The organism is Streptomyces sp. NPDC058880 (assembly GCF_042742535.1).
Lineage (GTDB): Bacteria > Actinomycetota > Actinomycetes > Streptomycetales > Streptomycetaceae > Streptomyces.
This window is the reverse complement of record NZ_JBHYMC010000019.1, coordinates 20920-35487: the sequence shown is the minus strand read 5'-3', so window position 1 is coordinate 35487 and position 14568 is coordinate 20920. Positions and strand designations below refer to the sequence as shown.

Annotated in this window: 14 protein-coding genes and 1 riboswitch; of the genes, 9 read left to right on the top strand and 5 right to left on the bottom strand. The window is 73.7% G+C overall.

The features are described 5' to 3' along the window. Positions 1-8 precede the first annotated feature (8 nt). From ACFW2G_RS14055 to ACFW2G_RS14045, 3 genes are all read right to left on the bottom strand, one after another. On the bottom strand, positions 9-1091 hold the full coding sequence (locus tag ACFW2G_RS14055; RefSeq protein WP_037927409.1) for a prenyltransferase: 1083 nt from the start codon (positions 1089-1091) through the stop codon (positions 9-11). Then, on the bottom strand, positions 1088-1822 hold the full coding sequence (locus ACFW2G_RS14050; protein ID WP_030852354.1) for a class I SAM-dependent methyltransferase: 735 nt from the start codon (positions 1820-1822) through the stop codon (positions 1088-1090). The genes ACFW2G_RS14055 and ACFW2G_RS14050 overlap by 4 nt, the downstream gene beginning before the upstream one ends. 64 nt (positions 1823-1886) lie before the next feature. Next, a complete protein-coding gene (locus tag ACFW2G_RS14045) occupies positions 1887-3206 on the bottom strand; it encodes a glycosyltransferase family 4 protein (RefSeq protein ID WP_384452354.1) in 1320 nt (439 codons plus the stop codon). A gap of 217 nt (positions 3207-3423) precedes the next feature. On the opposite strand from ACFW2G_RS14045, the gene ACFW2G_RS14040 reads away from it, so the two are divergent. Next, positions 3424-4047 carry a TetR family transcriptional regulator gene (locus ACFW2G_RS14040; RefSeq protein WP_037927420.1) on the top strand — a complete coding sequence of 208 codons (624 nt, stop codon included), beginning with the start codon at positions 3424-3426 and terminating at the stop codon, positions 4045-4047. A 158-nt stretch (positions 4048-4205) separates the two neighbouring features. Next, positions 4206-4577, top strand: coding sequence for a VOC family protein (locus ACFW2G_RS14035; protein ID WP_384452349.1), 372 nt, complete (start codon positions 4206-4208; stop codon positions 4575-4577). A 57-nt stretch (positions 4578-4634) separates the two neighbouring features. On the opposite strand, the gene ACFW2G_RS14030 is transcribed toward ACFW2G_RS14035, so the two are convergent. Together ACFW2G_RS14030 and ACFW2G_RS14025 are read right to left on the bottom strand one after the other, a co-directional pair. Next, complete coding sequence (locus ACFW2G_RS14030; RefSeq protein WP_037927426.1) at positions 4635-4868, bottom strand: ferredoxin; 234 nt, start codon at positions 4866-4868, stop codon at positions 4635-4637. Then, positions 4868-6331, bottom strand: coding sequence for an aldehyde dehydrogenase (locus ACFW2G_RS14025; protein ID WP_384583644.1), 1464 nt, complete (start codon positions 6329-6331; stop codon positions 4868-4870). Before ACFW2G_RS14025 ends, ACFW2G_RS14030 begins: the two co-directional genes overlap by 1 nt. Before the next feature lie 181 nt (positions 6332-6512). Here ACFW2G_RS14025 and ACFW2G_RS14020 point away from each other — a divergent pair, with 181 nt between their 5' ends. The 7 genes from ACFW2G_RS14020 (at position 6513) to ACFW2G_RS13990 (ending at position 14543) form a co-directional block, all read left to right on the top strand. After that, positions 6513-7562 (top strand): MBL fold metallo-hydrolase, encoded by a 1050-nt coding sequence (locus tag ACFW2G_RS14020; protein WP_037927435.1) that lies wholly within the window; start codon positions 6513-6515, stop codon positions 7560-7562. A gap of 155 nt (positions 7563-7717) precedes the next feature. Further along, a riboswitch (cobalamin riboswitch) is annotated at positions 7718-7799 on the top strand. A gap of 128 nt (positions 7800-7927) precedes the next feature. Continuing rightward, positions 7928-9202, top strand: a complete 1275-nt coding sequence (locus ACFW2G_RS14015) for a prenyltransferase/squalene oxidase repeat-containing protein (RefSeq protein WP_384583646.1) — start codon at positions 7928-7930, stop codon at positions 9200-9202. Beyond that, positions 9202-9855 carry an SCO2322 family protein gene (locus ACFW2G_RS14010; protein ID WP_384583649.1) on the top strand — a complete coding sequence of 218 codons (654 nt, stop codon included), beginning with the start codon at positions 9202-9204 and terminating at the stop codon, positions 9853-9855. The genes ACFW2G_RS14015 and ACFW2G_RS14010 overlap by 1 nt, the downstream gene beginning before the upstream one ends. Before the next feature lie 113 nt (positions 9856-9968). Next, positions 9969-11129, top strand: a complete 1161-nt coding sequence (locus ACFW2G_RS14005; RefSeq protein ID WP_037927441.1) for an energy-coupling factor transporter transmembrane component T — start codon at positions 9969-9971, stop codon at positions 11127-11129. Then, the gene (locus tag ACFW2G_RS14000; protein ID WP_384583652.1) at positions 11126-12964 is read left to right on the top strand and encodes an ABC transporter ATP-binding protein; all 1839 of its coding nucleotides are present in this window, start codon (positions 11126-11128) and stop codon (positions 12962-12964) included. Before ACFW2G_RS14005 ends, ACFW2G_RS14000 begins: the two co-directional genes overlap by 4 nt. Continuing rightward, positions 12961-13827: an ECF transporter S component gene (locus ACFW2G_RS13995; protein WP_384456168.1), complete on the top strand. Its 867-nt coding sequence runs from the start codon at positions 12961-12963 to the stop codon at positions 13825-13827. Before ACFW2G_RS14000 ends, ACFW2G_RS13995 begins: the two co-directional genes overlap by 4 nt. A gap of 311 nt (positions 13828-14138) precedes the next feature. Beyond that, positions 14139-14543: a transglycosylase SLT domain-containing protein gene (locus ACFW2G_RS13990; RefSeq protein WP_052031221.1), complete on the top strand. Its 405-nt coding sequence runs from the start codon at positions 14139-14141 to the stop codon at positions 14541-14543. Positions 14544-14568 lie beyond the last annotated feature (25 nt).

Here is a 14568-nt window from a genome sequence, read left to right as displayed (position 1 = left end):
GGTCCAGCTCAGCCGCAGCAGTCCGGCTCCAGCCCGGCCGGCAGCGCACCGCCGCCGAACACCTCGGTGGTCGCCTCGTCCCCGCCCAGCGCGGCGACGGCCAGCAGCAGCGACCCGGCGGTCCACGTCGTCTGCTCCACCGGCCACACCGCCTCGTCCTGGAAGACGTACCCCGTCCAGTACATGCCGTTGTCCGCGCGCAAGTGCCCGATCGACCGCAGGATCTCCAGCGCCCGGTCCGACTCCCCCGTCGCCCACAGCGCGAGCGCCAGCTCGCAGGACTCGCCGCCCGTCACCCACGGGTTCGGCAGGACGCACCGCACCCCCAGGTCCGGAACCACGAACTCGTCCCAGCGCTCCTCGATCCGCGCGTTCGCCTCCGCGCCGGTCAGGGCGCCTCCGAGGACCGGGTAGTACCAGTCCATCGAGTAGCGGTCCTTGTCCAGGAACCGTTCGGGGTGACGGCGTATCGCATGCCGCAGCGCGCCCGCCGCCAGCTCCCAGTCCGGCTGCGGCTCCTCGCGGTGCTCGGCGATGGCCAGCGCGCAGCGCAGCGCCTGGTGGATGGACGACGACCCGGTCAGCAGCGCATCCGTGACCGCCGTTCCGTCCGCCTCCCGCTTCCATCCGATCTCACCGCCGGGCTGCTGGAGCGCCAAAACCCACTCCACGGCCGCGTAGACGGACGGCCACATGCGGTCGAGGAAGGCATCGTCGCCGGTGGACAGGTAGTGGTGCCAGACACCGACGGCCAGGTAGGCGGTGAAATTGCTCTCGCGGCTCGCGTCCTGCGGCTCGGCGGTGTCCACACCACCCGGCCGGTCGGCGTAGGCCGCGTACCAGGATCCGTCCTGGTTCTGGTGCCGGGCCAGCCACGCGTAGGCCCGTTCGGCGGCCTCGTGCTCACCGGCCGCGTCCAGCGCCATCGCCGCCTCGGTGTGGTCCCACGGGTCGAGGTGGTGGCCGCGGAACCACGGGATGGCACCGTCGGCCCGCTGCACCGCGAGGATGCCCGCCACCGTCCGGGCGGCCTGCTCCGCCGTCAGCACGCCGTCCAGGACGAGGTGTTCGGTACGCCCGGGCGAGCTCACTGGGCCGCGCCGACGGGGAGGTGCGGCTTGGTCGCATACGCCACGAAGCTCTTGCCGATGAGCGGGTTGAGGGCCTGCTCCGCCAGCCGTGTGGCCAGCGGCTTCTTCATGATGTCCCAGACCAGGAGCTTGTGGTACGCCTTGACCGGCAGCGCCTTGTCGTTGTCCACGCCGAAGGCGCACTTGAGCCACCAGTACGGGGAGTGCAGCCCGTGCGCGTGGTGCGTGCCGTACGGCTTGAGGCCCGCGGCCCGCATCTTGCCCAGCAGTTCGTCCGCCTTGTAGATGCGGATGTGCCCGCCCTCGACCTCGTGGTAGGCGTCGGACAGCGCCCAGCAGATCTTCTCCGGACCGTAGCGCGGAACGGTGATGGCGATGCGCCCGCCGGGCTTGAGCACACGAACCATCTCCGCGAGCACGCCCTTGTCGTCGTGGATGTGCTCCATCACCTCGGAGATGATGACCACGTCGAACGAGTCGTCGGGGAAGGGCAGCGCCAGGGCGTCACCCTCCATCGCGGTGGCGGTGGCGCCGGCCGGGGCCTCACCGGCCTCCTTCATAGCGGCGAACCACTTGGCGACCTCGCGGATCTCCTCGCCGTTGCGGTCGACGGCGACCACCTGGGCGCCTCTCCGGTAGCACTCGAAGGCGTGCCGGCCTGCGCCGCAGCCAAGATCGAGTACGCGATCGCCTGCGGCGAGCGGGAACCGGGAGAAATCGACGGTCAGCACGGGGTCCTGCCTTCGCGGTCGCGGGGGTGTTCGGGGGTGGGGACGGTGGGGAGGAGGCGGGAGGTCACCGCGCGCGGCGGCTGCGGTCGGACCGGGACCGCTCGATGGCAGCACGGTAGTGCGCGGCGGTGCCCTCGGCGGCCGCGGCCCAGGTGAAACGGGTCAGGACCCGTTCGCGTCCGGCCGCGCCGAGCCGGGCCCTCAGCTGCGGGTCGCCCAGCATCCGGCCCAGCGCCCCCGCCAGGGCGCCGGCGTCGCCGGGCGGCACCGCGAGGCAGGTCTCCCCGTCCGGGCCGGCGACCTCGGGGATCGCACCGCCGGTAGTGGCGACGAGCGGGGTGCCGGTGGCCATGGCCTCGGCCGCCGGGAGCGAGAAGCCCTCGTACAGCGACGGTACGCACGCCACCTGCGCGCTGCGCACCAGGTCGACGAGCTCGGCGTCGGTGATGCCCTTCACGAAGCGGACGGCGTCCTGGAGGCCGTACGTCTCGATGGCGCGGGCGACGGGACCCTGCTCGGCACGCTTGCCGACCACGACGAGGTGGGCGTCGGGCTGCTCGGTGCGCAGCTTCGCGAGCGCCTCGACGAGGAACACGAGGCCCTTCAGGGGAACGTCGGCGCTGGAGGTCGTGACGATACGGCCCGGCACCTCGGCCACCGACGCGTCCGGCGACCACAGATCGGTGTCGGCACCGATGTGCACGACGTGGATGCGCTCGTCACGGACGCCGAGGTGGTCGGCGATCTCCTGCCGGGAGGACCCGGAGACGGTCAGCACGGACGGCAGTCTGCGGGCCACCCGGCCCTGCATGCGGGTGAAGGCGTACCAGCGGCGTACGGAGGCCCGCTTCAGGCGGCCCTGCGCGGCATCGAGGTCGAGCCTGCGGTCGACGGTGATGGGGTGGTGGATCGTCGTCACCAGGGGCGCGCCGAGGTCGCCGAGGAGACCGTAGCCGAGGGTCTGGTTGTCGTGGACGACGTCGAACTCGCCCGCCCGCCCGCGCAGATGACGGCGGGCCCGCAGCGAGAACGTCAGCGGCTCGGGGAAGCCGCCGGTCCACATCGTCGCGACCTCCAGCGCGTCGATCCAGTCCCGGTACTCGTCGCGCCCCGGCGTGCGGAACGGGTCCGGGCTGCGGTACAGGTCGAGGCTCGGGAGTTCGGTGAGCGTGGCACCCGTGTCGAGCACCGGGTAGGGCTGCGCGCCGATGACCTCGACGGAGTGCCCGAGGCGGACCAGCTCGCGCGAGAGGTGGCGGACGTAGACGCCCTGACCGCCGCAGAACGGGTTCCCCTTATAGGTGAGGAGGGCGATGCGCAGCGGACGCTCACCGTCGTCGGCGGGACCCGTGAAAGGGCTCGTCGCCACGGCCTCAGCGGTCACTCTCGGCCCCTTTCTCACTGCACTTTCGCCGGAGCGTAACCGCTCGGATAATGTAGAACAAGTTTCAGACTTGATCCGTCCAAGAGCATTGAATCTACCGGCCGGAAACCACACCGTAAGAGGTGGAGCAGGTGATTCACGCCACGACAACGGCGCCTGAGATGCTGGCTGCGGATCAGCTCGGGGCCAGCCCGCGCAACGACACGGAACGGGACACATGAGTGCGGAAGTGAAGGCCGTCACCACACCGGCATCGCCTCCCCTGACGGAGCGCCAGGAGGCGCGCCGCCGCCGGATCCTGCACGCGAGCGCCCAGCTGGCCAGCCGGGGCGGCTTCGACGCCGTCCAGATGCGCGAGGTCGCCGAGGCCGCCGGGGTGGCCCTGGGCACCCTCTACCGGTACTTCCCGTCCAAGGTGCACCTGCTGGTCGCCACCATGCAGGACCAGCTCCAGCACATGCACACCACGCTGCGCAAGCGCCCACCCGCCGAGGACGAGCCGGCGGCCCGGGTCGCGGAGACCCTGATGCGCGCCTTCCGCGCCCTCCAGCGGGAACCGCAGCTGGCCGACGCGATGGTGCGCGCGCTGACCTTCGCGGACCGCAGCGTGAGCCCCGAGGTCGACACCGTGTCCCGCCTGACCACGGCGATCATCCTGGACGCGATGGGCCTGGAAAACCCACCGACGGCGGAACAGCTGTCGGCGGTCCGGGTCATCGAGCACACCTGGCACTCGGCGCTGATCACGTGGCTGTCGGGCCGCGCCTCGATCGCCCAGGTCAAGATCGACATCGAAACGGTCTGCCGCCTGATCGACCTGACGGCGCCGGAAAAGTCCTGAACCGATTGCCGGAGGCTTCGAGGAGCAGGGCGGGGCCGTGGTCGGGGGCGGGGGCGGCTCGCGGGGATGTCTGCCGCCGGAGCCGCCCCGGGCCCGACCGGTCCGCCCGCGCCAAACCCGCTGGACGGGGGTCACCGCCGCGTCCGATAGTGCGCCCCATGACTTCTCTCGTGCGACACATCACTGTTGACTGCTCCGACGCCTATGCACTGGGCCGTTTCTGGGCCGCCGTGCTGGACGGCTCACTCGGCGACGACGACGTTCCCGGGGATCCCGAGGCACTGGTCACGGCACCCGGATCGGCGTTGCTCTTCGTGACCGTTCCCGACGCCAAGAGCGTCAAGAACCGCGTCCACGTGGACCTTCAGCCACAGGACCGCACCCGCGACGAGGAGGTGGAGCGCATCCTCGCCCTCGGCGCCACCGTCGTCGGCGACCACCGCAGGCCCGATGGCACCGGATGGGTGACCCTGGCCGACCCTGAGGGCAACGAGTTCTGCGTCGAGCGGAGCGCAGCCGAGCGGGAGTGATCGTTGCGGTGGTGGGGCGGGGTCGCCGGCCCCGCCCCACCACCGCTTCCCCGCCGCCTACTCCTCCGGTGGGAAGACCGGTTCGCCGGTGGCGGCCACGGTGATCATGATGGCTTCCACCGGGCAGCCCTCGGCCGCCGCGAGGACCGGTTCGCTCGCGTCCGACCGCGGGTTGCGGGGGTGGGACTGGCGCGCCGAGTCCAGGACGAAGCCCTCCGGGGCGTGGTTCACGCACATGCCCGAACCGATGCAGACCCCGCGGTCCACTTCGACCTGCCAGCGGTCTGCCATCAGGCACCCGCCTCGTGGCCGGCGGGCAGGTGGATCATCTTGTGCTCCAGGTACTCGCCCAGGCCCTCGGGGCCGAACTCCCGCCCGAGGCCACTGTTCTTGTAGCCGCCGAACGGCCCCAGCATGTCCAGGCTGAAGGTGTTCACGTTGAAGGTACCGGTGCGGATCCGCCGGGCGAAGTCGATGCCGTGCTCGACGTCGCCGGTCCAGACGCTGCCGCTGAGGCCGAACTCCGAGTCGTTGGCGACGCGTACGGCCTCCTCCTCGTCCCCGTAGGGGATCAGGCAGACGACGGGGCCGAAGATCTCCTCACGGGCGATCCGCATGGAGTTGTCGACGTCGCCGAAGAGCGTGGGCTCCACGTACCAGCCCCGGTCGAGGCCGGCCGGACGTCCGCCGCCCGCCAGCACCTTCGCGCCCTCTTCCTGGCCGATCCGGATGTAGTCGAAGGAGCGCTGCTGCTGACGCTGCGCGACGAGCGGGCCGAGCTGCGTCGCCGGGTCGAGCGGGTCGCCGACGACAAGCGCGCCGGCCGCCGCCGCGAGGCCCTCGGCCACCTCCTGGTAGCGGCTGCGCGGGGCGAGGATCCGGGTCTGGGCCACGCAGGCCTGGCCGTTGTTCATCCAGGCGGCGGGGGCGATCTGGGCGACGGCGGTCGCCACGTCGGCGTCGGGGAGGACGACGGCGGCGGACTTGCCGCCGAGTTCGAGGGTCACCCGAGTGAGGTTGCGCGCGGCGACCTCCATCACGCGCCGGCCGGCGGCGACGGAGCCGGTGAAGGCCACCTTGTCGATGCCGGGGTGGCCGACGAGGTACTCGCCGACCTCGCGGTCGGCGGGCAGGATCGACAGCACGCCCTCGGGCACTCCGGCCTCACGCGCGATGTCGGCGAGGATGTAGGAGTCCAGCGGCGCCTCCGGGGAGGGCTTGAGGATCACGGTGGAGCCGGACAGCAGCGCGGGAGCCAGCTTGGCGGCCGCTACGAACTGCGGGACGTTCCAGGGGATGACGGCGGCGACGACGCCCACGGGTTCGCGGCGCACCAGGATCGGGCCGAGCACGCCCCGGCGGTACTCCTCGTAGGGGTAGGCGCGCGCGACGGTGATCGCGGCGTCGTAGACCATCATCGGGCCGAGCGCCTGGGCGAGGACGCTCCAGGAGTAGGGGGAGCCGTTCTGGGAGCTGATCGAGCGGGCTATCTCCTCGTGGCGGACGGCGATGGCGTCCTTGATGCGGGAGACGACCGCGATCCGCTCCTCCAACGTCATCCGCGGCCAGGGGCCTTCGTCGAAGGCCTTGCGCGCGACGGCGACGGCCCGGTCGACATCGGCCTCGGACGCGTGCGGGACGGAGCCGATGACCTGCTCGGTGTGTGGGGAGACGATCCGGATGGTGTCGGTGCCCAGCGGATCGACCCACTCGCCGCCGATGAACAGTTGTCCGTGTTCCACGAGCTCCGTCATGGCTGAGGCCTCCTGCGGCTTGGCGTTTCCGAACTGATACCAGTTCTAGTTCCAGGAGTCCACGGCCGGGACGGAAGCAGGGAGAAGATCAAACGACTAGCCAGAAAGCCGTCCAGATGGTCGACTTGGGCTACTAATGGAACACGTTCTCGCCCGAGGACGGCCGACAGCCGGAGGGATCATGTCTCAGGACACGTCACAGGTCACCGATCACGGCGGAGGCGTGTGGGGGATCAAGGTGCCCATTCCCGACAACCCTCTCGGGCACACCCTCGTCCACGTCCTCGACACCGACCGCGGCCCGGTCCTCGTCGACACCGGCTGGGACGACCCCGAGTCCTGGGACGCGCTCGTCGCCGGCCTCGCCGCCCTGGACATCGCGGTCGCCGACGTCCACGGCGTGGTCATCACCCACCACCACCCCGACCACCACGGACTGTCCGGCCGGGTCCGCGAGGCGGCCGGCGCGTGGATCGCCATGCACGCCGCCGACACCGAGGTCGTCCTGCGCACCCGCTCCGCCGAGCCCGGCGTGTGGTGCGACTACCTGAGCGCGAAGCTGGCCGCCGCCGGAGCGCCCGAGGAGCACATCGCCCCGCTGCGCGCCGCCCGCGCGAGCGGCCGCATGCGAACCCTGCCCGGGCTGCGCGCCGCCGTCCCCGACCGGGAGATCGTCCCCGCCGAACTGCTCCCCCTCGCCGGACGCCGGCTGCGCGCCGTCTGGACACCCGGCCACACCCCCGGCCACGTCTGCCTGCACCTGGAGGAACGGCACCCGGCGGGACTCCCCGGCAACGGCCGCCTCTTCTCCGGCGACCACCTGCTGCCCGGCATCTCCCCGCACGTCGGCCTCTACGAGGCCCCCGACGACACCCGCGTCACCGACCCCCTCGGCGACTACCTCGACTCCCTCGAACGCATCGGCCGGCTGGAGCCCGCCGAGGTGCTACCCGCCCACCAGCACGCCTTCACCGACGCTCCCAGCCGCGTGCGCGAGCTCCTGCACCACCACGAGGAGCGCCTGGCAGGGCTGCGGGCGCTGCTCGCCGAACCGCTGACCCCGTGGGCGCTGGCCGAACGGATGGAGTGGAACCGGCCCTGGGAACAGATCCCGTACGGCTCCCGCAACATCGCCGTCTCGGAAGCGGAGGCGCATCTGCGGCGCCTGGTCAAGCAGGGCCGCGCCGAGGCGGTCCCGGGCACCGACCCGGTGGCGTACCGGGCGCTGTGACGGCGAGCGCAGGACCGGACACGGGGCCGCAGACGGGGCCGCACGCCGGCCCCTGACGGGGCTGCAGGCAAGGGCCCCGCACTCGGCGGCACCGGCCACCCCGGGCCCGGGGGCTACGGGCCGGTAGAGTGAGGCGGTCGTCCACACCCGTACGGGGGGAAGCCGGTGCGATTCCGACGCTGACCCGCAACCGTGACCCGCCCCCGGCACCACCCCGGGCGGGAAGCCGGAATGCCCCGTACGCCGAGTGCGCGGCTCGCGCCGCCGGTCCTCCCGGCGGCCGGCACCGTCGAGGAAAACGGAGCCGGAGCCCGGTGCCCGTGCGTGCCTGCCCCGGTTCCCCAGCAGGAGAGGCACCCTCCCCCATGACCGTCCGCCGCAGCGCCGCCGCGCTCGCCGCCTCCGCCGTGCTCTGCGTGGGCGTCGCCCCCGCGGCCCTCGCCGACACCGCGCCGCCGTCCCCCTCCGCGCCCCCGGTCATCCCCTCCGGCCTCTACGGCAAGAAGGACCCCTCCTTCGACGGCGTGTGGCGGCAGTCCTTCGCGCTGCTCGCCCAGGACACCGTCGGCGTCAAGCCCGCCGAGCAGGCCGTGGACTGGCTGGTCGGGCAGCAGTGCGCGAACGGCTCCTTCGCCGCCTTCCGTGCGGACACCACCAAGGACTGCGACGCGACCGCGTACATCGACTCCAACGCGACGGCCGCGGCCGTACAGGCGCTGACCGCACTCGGCGGCCGCGACGACAGCGTCAAGAAGGCGATCGGCTGGCTGAAGTCCGTACAGAACGAGGACGGCGGCTGGAGCTCCAACCCCGGCGGCGCCATGGACACCGGCACCGACGCCAACTCGACCGCCCTCGTCATCAGCGCCCTGGCCGCGGCGGACGAGAAGCCGGCCGAAACGAAGTCGAAGGCGGGCAAGTCCCCCTACGAGGCGCTGCTCTCCTTCCAGCTGGGCTGCGCCACCGAGCCGGCCGCCGACCGGGGCGCCTTCGCGTTCCAGCCGGTCGAGGGCAAGCTGGTCGCCAACGCCGACGCCACGGCCGCCGCGGCGCTGGCCGGCCTCGGCAAGGGCGCGGCCGTCGTCCCGTCCGGTACGGACACCCCCGCGACGCCGCTGACCTGTCCGGCGGCGCCGGCCGCGGACCCGGCGGCCGACGCCGAGGCCGCCGCCCAGGGCGCCGCGGGCTACCTGGCCGAGGCCCTCGGGAAGGACGGCCACCTGACCGCCCTCACCCCCGGGGCGGACCAGCCGACCCCGGACCCCGGCAACACCGCCGACGCGGTGATCGCGCTGGCCGCGGCCGGGCACAAGCAGTCGGCGGCGGGCGCGCTGCAGTGGCTGAAGACCAACTCCGCCGCGTGGGCCGAGGGCTCCCCGGCGGCCCTGGGCACCCTGGTCCTGGCTGCGCACGCCACCGGCACCGACCCGAAGTCCTTCGGCGGCACCGACCTCGTGGCCGCGCTGAACGCCACCGGCCCGGCCCCGCAGGGCGCGGACACCGGCGCGAGCGAGGTGAAGGGCGAGAAGGAGAAGCCGTCCGGCGGCCAGAACATCTGGTGGATCATCGGTGCGGGCGCGGCTGCCGGTATGGGCATCGGCATCCTGCTGAGCGGCCGTCGCAGGAAGAACCAGCTCTGATGCGCCGCCGCCTGCCCGCCGCGGCGTTCACCCTCGGCGTCGTCCTGGCCCTGCTGGCCGCCGCTCCGGCGCTGGCCGCCGGCTACCGCTACTGGTCGTTCTGGGACGGCGCGGGCGGCCAGTGGTCGTACGCCGCGCAGGGGCCGTCGCTGGCCCGGCCCGCGGACGGTTCCGTCCAGGGTTTCCGCTTCGCGGTCAGCAGGGACGCGGCGGCGGAGGCGGCCACGCCGCGGGCCGCGGCCGACTTCGAGGCCGTGTGCGGGGCGACCGCCCCGGCGGAGGGCCGCAAGCGGGTGGCCCTCGTCATCGACTTCGGCGTGCAGGCGGACGCCCCCACAGGTGAGGTTGTACCGCAGGAGGCCCCGCGCACGGCCTGCGCGCAGGTGGCGCCGGAGGCGACGACGGCCGAGGCGCTGGTGGCGGTCGCGAAGCCGCTGCGCTACAACAGTGCGGCGCTGCTCTGCGCGATCTCGGGCTACCCGCAGCACGGCTGCGGGGAGCAGATCGCCGAGACGGGCGCGGCCCGGGCCTCCGCGGAGCCGTCCGGGTCCGCCCCGGGCGGCGGCCCGTCCGCCGGTCTGTTGGTGGGCATCGCCGCGGTCGCAGCCCTGGCCGCCGCGGGCGTGTGGCAGTCCCGCCGCCGGGGCCGATGACCCCTTCCGTCCCGCGCCCGGCCGGTGGCCCCGCCGCAAGCCCGGCCGGAGCATCCGCCGGAGGACGCGCGGGAGCCCCGGCCGGGGCACACACCGGAGCCGCGCCCGGCGACGTGCCCCCGGCCCGCCGGAGCGCGCCCGGGGCGGCGCGTTCCCCGCGCAGGTCGGCATACGAGCGGTTCGGGCCCCCGCGTGACGGCCGGGCCACCGCCCTGCACGCGGGGGCCTGGTGGCTGTGGGCCCTGGGTCTGGCCACCGCGGCGTCCCGCACGACCAATCCGCTCCTGCTGGGACTGATCGTCGGCGTCGCCGGATTCGTGGTCGCGGCCCGCCGCACCGATGCTCCCTGGGCCCGCTCCTACGGGGCGTTCCTCAAGCTCGGCCTGGTCGTCATCGGCCTGCGCCTGCTCTTCTCGATGCTGCTGGGTTCGCCCATACCCGGCACGCACACCCTCTTCGTCCTCCCCGAGGTGCCGCTGCCCGCGTGGGCGCAGGGCATCCGGTTCGGCGGCAGGGTCACCGCCGAGCAGGTCGTCTTCGCGTTCTACGACGGTGCGAAGCTGGCCGCGCTCCTGGTCTGCGTGGGTGCGGCGAACGCCCTCGCCCATCCGGCCCGGCTGCTGAAGTCGCTGCCGGCCGCCCTGTACGAGGCGGGGGTCGCCGTCGTCGTTGCCCTGACCTTCGCGCCGAACATGGTCGCCGACGTCGTGCGCCTGCGCACCGCTCGCAGGCTGCGCGGGCGTCCCACCGGCGGGATCGGGGCCGTCCTGCAGATCGGCCTGCCGGTGCTGGAGGGCGCCCTGGAACGCTCGGTCGCGGTCGCCGCGTCGATGGACGCCCGCGGCTACGGCCGTACGGCCCGGGTCCCGCCGGCCGTCCGGCACACGACCACCGTCCTCACCCTCGGCGGGCTGCTCGGCATGTGCGCGGGCACGTACGGTCTGCTGGCCGCGCAGGGCGCCGCGTACGGGCTGCCCGTGCTCGGCATCGGGGTGGTCCTGGCGCTGGCGGGGCTGCGGCTCGGCGGGCGCCGGTCGGTCCGCACCCGTTACCGGCCGGACCGGTGGGGGGCGCGCGCCTGGCTGGTCGCCGGTTCCGGGGCGGCCGTCGCGGGTCTGCTCATCCATGCCGGCGGTGTCGATCCGACCGGTATGCACCCGGGGGTGGTCCCGCTGGAGGCTCCCTCGCTGCCGTTGTGGCCGGCGGCCGCGGTCCTGATCGGTCTGCTGCCCGCCCTCGTGGCACCCGTACCGCCGAAGGAGGCGTCGCAGTGATCCGCTTCGAGCAGGTGTCGGTCGTCTACGACGGCGCCTCCGCCCCTTCGCTGCGGGGCGTGGACCTGGAGATCCCGGAGGGCGAGCTGACGCTGCTGGTCGGCCCGTCCGGGGTCGGCAAGTCCACGCTGCTGGGGGCGGTGAGCGGGCTGGTCCCGCACTTCACGGGCGGCACCCTGCGCGGCCGGGTCACGGTCGCGGGCCGTGACACGCGCACGCACCGGCCGCGGGAGCTCGCGGACGTGGTGGGCACGGTGGGCCAGGACCCGCGGGCGCACTTCGTGACGGACGTGGTGGAGGACGAGCTGGCCTACGGGATGGAGTCCCTGGGCCTGCCGCCCGCGGTGATGCGCCGCCGGGTGGAGGAGACCCTGGACCTCCTGGGCCTGAACGAGCTGCGGGACAGGCCGATCGCGACGTTGTCCGGCGGCCAGCAGCAGCGGGTGGCGATCGGCTCGGTGCTGACGACGCACCCGAAGGTGCTGGTGCTGGACGAGCCGACGTCCGCGCTGGACCCGGCGGCGGCCGAGGAGGTCCTGGCGGTCCTCCAGCGGCTGGTCCACGACCTGGGCACGACCGTGCTGATGGCGGAGCACCGGCTGGAGCGGGTGGTGCAGTACGCCGACCGCGTCCTGCTGCTGCCGGCCCGCGGCGCGGCGCCGGTCCTGGGCTCCCCGGCGGAGGTGATGGCCGTCTCCCCCGTCTGCCCGCCGGTGGTCTCCCTGGGCCGTGTCGCGGGCTGGTCCCCGCTCCCCCTCTCGGTCCGCGACGCCCGCCGCCGGGCCGCGCCGCTGCGTAGCCGTCTGGCGTCGACTCCTGCCCCCGGGGCCGCCCGCGGCGCCGTGTCCAGGGCTCTGCCCGGACCGGCGCACCGCACGCCTCCGGGGCCTGGTGTTGCGGCCTCGCCCGCGACCTCGCCGGTGTCCGGGGCGGGGGCGGCCGGGGGCGCAGCCCCCATCGGGGGCGGGGCCGCACCCGGCCTGCTCGCCCGCATACTGCGCCGGGGCGGCGGCAAGCCGGACACCACCGTGCGCGCCGAAGGTGCCGAAGGTGCCGAGCCCGCCGCAAGCGACACCGCTCGGGTGCGGAACCTCGGCCTGCGCCGTGACCGCACCGAGGTGCTGCGCGGCATCGACCTCACGGTGGCTCCCGGCGAGACCATCGCCGTGATGGGCCGCAACGGCGCCGGCAAGTCCACCCTGCTGTCGACGCTCGTCGGTACGCTCACCCCCACCACCGGCGCGGTGACCGTCGGCGGCCGGGCCCCGCACCGCACTCCTCCGCCCGAGATGGTGCGCCGTGTCGGCCTGGTCCCGCAGGAGCCCCGCGACCTGCTCTACGCCGACACGGTCGCCGCCGAGTGCGCCGCCGCCGACTCCGACGCCGCCGTGCCCCCCGGCACCTGCCGCGACCTCGTCTCGGAGCTGCTGCCCGGCGTCCCCGACGACACCCACCCCCGGGACCTCTCCGAAGGCCAGCGCCTGGTCCTGGCACTGGCCCTGGTGCTGACGGGCCGGCCCGCCCTGCTGCTGCTCGACGAGCCCACCCGGGGTCTGGACTACGCCGCCAAGGCCCGCCTGATCGAGATCCTGCGAGGTCTGACCGCCGACGGCCACGCCGTCGTCCTGGCCACCCACGACGTGGAGCTGGCGGCCGAGCTGGCCGACCGCGTGGTGATCCTGGCGGGCGGAGAGGTCGTGGCGGACGGGCCGACCGCGGAGGTCGTGGTGTCCTCCCCGGCTTTCGCGCCGCAGGTGGCGAAGGTGCTGGCGCCGGGCCACTGGCTCACCGTCGGCCAGGTCGCCGAGGCCCTCGACACGGCGGCGACCCGATGACCCGCCCGGTCAGCCGGCCGGTGCGGATCGGTCCCCGGGCCGCCGCCGCCCTGGTGCTGGTCAGTCTCATCGGTATCGCGGCCTTCGGCTGGCCGCTCCTGGCGGACCGGCAGTCGGGGCTGGCGCACTCCCAGGACGCGCCGTGGCTCTTCGCGGCGCTGCTGCCCCTCCTCGTCGCCGTCGTCGTGGCGACGATCGCGGACAACGGCATGGACGCGAAGGCGGTGGCGATGCTCGGCGTGCTCGCGGCCGTCGGGGCGGCGCTGAGGCCGTTGGGGGCGGGCACGGCCGGCCTGGAGCCGATGTTCTTCCTGCTGGTGCTGGCCGGCCGGGTCCTCGGTCCGGGCTTCGGGTTCGTGCTGGGCTCGGTGACGATGTTCGCCTCCGCCCTGCTGACGGGCGGCGTCGGGCCGTGGATGCCGTTCCAGATGCTGGCGATGGGCTGGTTCGCGCTGGGCGCGGGGCTGCTGCCGGGCCCGGAGCGGATCCGGGGCCGGGCGGAGCTGCTGATGCTGGCCGCGTACGGCTTCGCGGGTGCCTTCGGGTACGGCACGATCATGAACCTGCAGGGGTGGGTGATCCTCCAGGGCATGGGGCAGGGCGTCTCCTTCCATCCGGGGGATCCGGTGGCCGCGAACCTCGTGCGCTTCCTCGCCTACTGCCTGGCGACGTCGCTGGGCTGGGACCTGGGCCGGGCGGCGCTGACGGTCGTCCTGACGCTCACGCTCGGCGGCACCCTGCTCAGGGCCTTGCGGCGGGCGACGCGCAGGGCGGCGTTCGATGCACCCGTCTCCTTCGATTCCGGGGACGGTGACGGCCGTACGGCTGCCGCGGAGCGGTACGCGTCGGACCACCGAGGGTGAGGTCGGGGGCCCTCGCCGGTGAGGCGGCCCACAGGACGCAGGTCACATACGACGGCGGCTAGGAGGTCAAGGAGCACCCTTTCGACCACTTTTCGTAAGGTTTGGGCGAGGCGTGGGGGGCCCAGGCGTACGAGGCGGGCTAGTAGGCGGGGCCTTTGCCAGGCCGTCGGGGCGTCGGTAGAACTGAACGTGTCGCAAGGCGGCAGGGGTGCTCCACCCCCCGCCGACGAACCCCTCTCCCCCGCGTGAGTGGCTCACGCACGCCTTCGGCGTGCGTGCGACCGCCCTTGTCCCCTTCGGAAGGTTCATCCGTGTCCCACACCGTCATCCGCCGCATCGCCGCCTCCAAGAAGACCCTCGTCGGTTCCGTGCTCGCCCTGGGCGTCGCCGGTTCCATGCTGGCCGCGGTTCCCGCCCAGGCCGCTCCGACGGGCGCCAAGGCGATCGCGCAGCAGATGATCAAGGACCCGGCGCAGTTTGCGGCCTTCGACAAGATCGTCTCGCACGAGAGCGGCTGGAACCACACCGCCACCAACGCCTCCTCCGGCGCGTACGGCCTGGTCCAGGCCCTGCCGGCCTCGAAGATGGCCTCCGCGGGCGCCGACTGGAAGACCAACCCGGCCACCCAGATCAAGTGGGGCCTGGACTACATGAACGAGCGCTACGGCAGCCCGGTCCAGGCCTGGAACTTCTGGCAGGCCAACCACTGGTACTAAGCCGCGGCCCGTCCGCAACAGCAGC

Coding starts and splice junctions, on each gene's coding strand:
- ACFW2G_RS14040 (WP_037927420.1), top strand. CDS start 3,424: ATGAGTGCGGAAGTGAAGGCCGTCACCACACCGGCATCGCCTCCCCTG.
- ACFW2G_RS14035 (WP_384452349.1), top strand. CDS start 4,206: ATGACTTCTCTCGTGCGACACATCACTGTTGACTGCTCCGACGCCTAT.
- ACFW2G_RS14030 (WP_037927426.1), bottom strand. CDS start 4,868: ATGGCAGACCGCTGGCAGGTCGAAGTGGACCGCGGGGTCTGCATCGGT.
- ACFW2G_RS14025 (WP_384583644.1), bottom strand. CDS start 6,331: ATGACGGAGCTCGTGGAACACGGACAACTGTTCATCGGCGGCGAGTGG.
- ACFW2G_RS14020 (WP_037927435.1), top strand. CDS start 6,513: ATGTCTCAGGACACGTCACAGGTCACCGATCACGGCGGAGGCGTGTGG.
- ACFW2G_RS14015 (WP_384583646.1), top strand. CDS start 7,928: ATGACCGTCCGCCGCAGCGCCGCCGCGCTCGCCGCCTCCGCCGTGCTC.
- ACFW2G_RS14010 (WP_384583649.1), top strand. CDS start 9,202: ATGCGCCGCCGCCTGCCCGCCGCGGCGTTCACCCTCGGCGTCGTCCTG.
- ACFW2G_RS13995 (WP_384456168.1), top strand. CDS start 12,961: ATGACCCGCCCGGTCAGCCGGCCGGTGCGGATCGGTCCCCGGGCCGCC.